The sequence below is a fragment of the Paenibacillus sp. JCM 10914 genome (assembly GCF_001315105.1).
Classification (GTDB): domain Bacteria; phylum Bacillota; class Bacilli; order Paenibacillales; family Paenibacillaceae; genus Paenibacillus_AQ.
Genome location: NZ_BAZR01000071.1, coordinates 1 through 2,900, shown reverse-complemented (window position 1 = coordinate 2,900; position 2,900 = coordinate 1). Strand labels below are relative to the sequence as shown.

Sequence of the window (2,900 nt, the reverse complement as noted above, 5' to 3'; positions counted from 1 at the left end):
CCCTGCGTATGCAGCAGGCGCCGGGCCAGATCCAGCGAGGCCATGAGCGGATACGAGGGGCTCGAGCTTTGGATCATGGACAACCGCTGCCTCAGCAGTCCACGGTCCAAACGATCCCCTTGAACGTGCAGCATGGCCCCCATCGTCATCGCTGCGAGCATTTTATGCGTGGATTGCACCACGCCATCGGCACCGCAGGCTAACGCACTCCTCGGCAGCTCCGGATGATGCCCGTAATGGGCGCCGTGCGCTTCATCAACGAGCAAAGGCAATCCCCGCTCATGGCATGCCTCGGCAATCGGTCTCAAATCGCTGCCCATTCCGTAATAATTCGGCATTGTTACCATAAGTCCCTTGGCTTCCGGATAAGCATCCAATGCGCTCCTGATCGTATTTAGCGATGGCGCAATCGCCAAACCACTATGCTGATCGAACTCCGGTCTAAGAAAGACAACTCTAGCTCCTGCCAGCTTCAACCCGTTCAATATCGACTTATGCACGTTTCGCTGCACCAATAACATATCCCCCGGCGTAGCGCACACCGTCAAAATAAGGGCCAGATTCCCCGCGGTACTGCCACCGACCAGGAAAAAGCTCTCATCTGCACAGAAGCAATCGGCAGCCAGTTCTTGTGCCTCTTGTATAATGCCTTCCGGTTGAAATAAATCATCCATCTCGCTGATCTCGGTCACATCCACACGCATCGCATCCAGCAACATTCCTGCAACTTGTGAATGACTTTCATAAATACGGCCATTCTTATGGCCTGGAACATGAAAAGACGTGCCTTTACGTTCTCGATAACGATCTAATGCGTCAGCGATAGGCGCACGTTCTCTATGTGTAGTCATCGACATATCCTTTCGGATTACATTCTCTAACCTATTTTAACGCAATTTGAAACGCTCGCCTATGCCCACTAACACCGCTCGTCTCAAAAAACCGCTAATTACAAACAAAAAAAGGCCTTCATTATTCAGGCCCGTTATCATATTTCTAGCACTTATGCATTTTTAGGTAAAGCGATCTGTTTTAATTGATGAATAAAAAAATGATATTTGGCGTCCTCGGCATTCGTATGCACGATCTCCGACTCACAATCCTCACATACAAATTGCGAGACGATCGTAATTCCCTCCGCTTTCGGTTGGTTGCATACGATGCAGACGCGATCCGTCGACTCTTCCATAACAATCCCACCTTGATCCTTTTCCTATTAGTATGACACAGTTTCTATTATTTTAAACCTTTTCATAGGGTAACAATCTATACTTAGTTATATGTAACCCTTTATTCTATGGTGTCTGTACCTTTTTTTAGCTTCATAAAAATATGATTTGTACCGATAAAAAAATAAAGACTGTTGCCTTCTGTCTATTGATTTCCATTTCATATGAAGGGGGACGGCACTGCACAATGGCTGACCCACATGATCAAGCTACATTTTATCATTATCGACTAATCAAGAAAATTCCGCTCACCCGAAAGCTAACCATGCTCTATCTCGGACTGCCGGGACTGGTCGCGATTGCAGCCGGCATGCTAATCTCCGTCTACACCCTCATTTATTTTGTACTGGCATTACCCATCATGATCTGGATTCATTATGTCATCGGACATACGATGCTCACGCTCCTTGGGTCCGTTTATCGAAGACGATGGCGCTTTCGGCTCCAGCTCTCCTGGCTTGGCTTTGCGCCTCATCAACATGCAAGCCGACGGGTCTTTACGAAAGTGCAGTTATACACAAGCTCAATCGGGTTTCTGTTATGCGCCATTATGGCCTTCTTGCTGCCATGGCCCTTTACGCTGTCGCTTGTATTTTGGCACGTGTGGCTACATCTGCCGTGGAGTTATATCTTGCTTCGATTGACCGGACTTCGCAAGGATGGCATGTTGAAGATGAACGAGCAGGATATGTCCTATTATCTACAGTAACCAATACATAAATAAAGACCTCTTTCGAAGTCCGAAAGAGGTCTTTATTCGTTCACTTTATTGCTTTCCAATCCTTGAATCATCTGTTTCTTAAATTGAGCCGGCACTGTTATTATAAGAAAATCGTCATGCACCGTAAGATGGACGATATTTTTTCCCTTTTCAAACACTAAAGAAGAACCACTATCCTCAATTTCCTTCTGCGTCCAGCCCCATGATTCAATCTCTTCTAAATAAACCTCGGGAACACTCTGATCTTCCTTCAAGCCAGGCAAGGCATACCGTACATAATCCAAGTCGCTGTTGCCTGTCGTTTGTTCCGTCTTATTCGCTTCCTTGGGAACCGGAAATGACTTCACATTAGCCGCACCATCAAAGGATTTCCAGCTAGGCTGAGAAGATGCTCCACAACCGGAAGCGACCAATAAAATCGTTCCTGCACATATAATCTCTGCTAGATGCAGATTCCTTCTACGCAACATGTAATTGTCCTCCTTCCCCCACAATAACCGGTTTCCAGATGAATATTCATTGTTGTTTGGTTAATGGAGAACCTACCAATCAGGCCTTACTTCCTATAGCCTGCGTAAACCGGTAATCATTTACCTCGTTATGCCTATACCTATTATACTGATTTTCTTCATTGGAACGGTAACAAAATCTTCATCTGTTTGTGTCTTTTTTGGGCACATGTTATATAACAGCTTTAATTTTGCCATGGCGTATTGTCCATTCACGACAAAATAAAAACCACCATCGATTACATCGACAGTGGTCTTTCGCTTGGCGACGTCCTACTCTCCCGGGACCCTTCGGTCCAAGTACCATCGGCGCTGGAAGGCTTAACGGTCGTGTTCGGTATGGGAACGCGTGGAACCCTTCCGCCATCGCCACCAAACGGCTCAGATGCTTGATCACCTGAAAACTAGATACGAAACGAATCTGCAGCACATTGAAATATA

The 2,900-nt window shown here is 46.2% G+C and carries 4 protein-coding genes and 1 rRNA gene; 1 reads left to right on the top strand and 4 read right to left on the bottom strand.

Annotated elements, in window-relative coordinates:
* Together JCM10914_RS28065 and JCM10914_RS28060 are read right to left on the bottom strand one after the other, a co-directional pair.
* On the bottom strand, positions 1–851 hold an 851-nt coding region (locus JCM10914_RS28065), incomplete at its 3' end, for an aminotransferase class I/II-fold pyridoxal phosphate-dependent enzyme (protein WP_036720636.1).
* 152 nt (positions 852–1,003) lie between these two features.
* Positions 1,004–1,189, bottom strand: coding sequence for a sigma factor G inhibitor Gin (locus JCM10914_RS28060; protein WP_023967533.1), 186 nt, complete (start codon positions 1,187–1,189; stop codon positions 1,004–1,006).
* Positions 1,190–1,416: 227 nt separating this feature from the next.
* Between JCM10914_RS28060 and JCM10914_RS28055 the strand changes: the two genes are divergently transcribed.
* Positions 1,417–1,938: a hypothetical protein gene (locus JCM10914_RS28055; RefSeq protein WP_023967532.1), complete on the top strand. Its 522-nt coding sequence runs from the start codon at positions 1,417–1,419 to the stop codon at positions 1,936–1,938.
* A 44-nt stretch (positions 1,939–1,982) separates the two neighbouring features.
* Here the strand turns inward: JCM10914_RS28055 and JCM10914_RS28050 are convergent, their stop codons facing one another.
* Both JCM10914_RS28050 and rrf read right to left on the bottom strand, forming a co-directional pair.
* Positions 1,983–2,420, bottom strand: a complete 438-nt coding sequence (locus JCM10914_RS28050) for a hypothetical protein (protein WP_023967531.1) — start codon at positions 2,418–2,420, stop codon at positions 1,983–1,985.
* A gap of 299 nt (positions 2,421–2,719) precedes the next feature.
* Positions 2,720–2,836, bottom strand: a 5S ribosomal RNA gene (rrf, locus tag JCM10914_RS28045).
* Positions 2,837–2,900: the final 64 nt, after the last annotated feature.

What these genes read in the sequence shown, in the direction of transcription:
- JCM10914_RS28060 (WP_023967533.1), bottom strand. Translation starts at nt 1,189, where the DNA reads ATGGAAGAGTCGACGGATCGCGTCTGCATCGTATGCAACCAACCGAAA.
- JCM10914_RS28055 (WP_023967532.1), top strand. Translation starts at nt 1,417, where the DNA reads ATGGCTGACCCACATGATCAAGCTACATTTTATCATTATCGACTAATC.
- JCM10914_RS28050 (WP_023967531.1), bottom strand. Translation starts at nt 2,420, where the DNA reads ATGTTGCGTAGAAGGAATCTGCATCTAGCAGAGATTATATGTGCAGGA.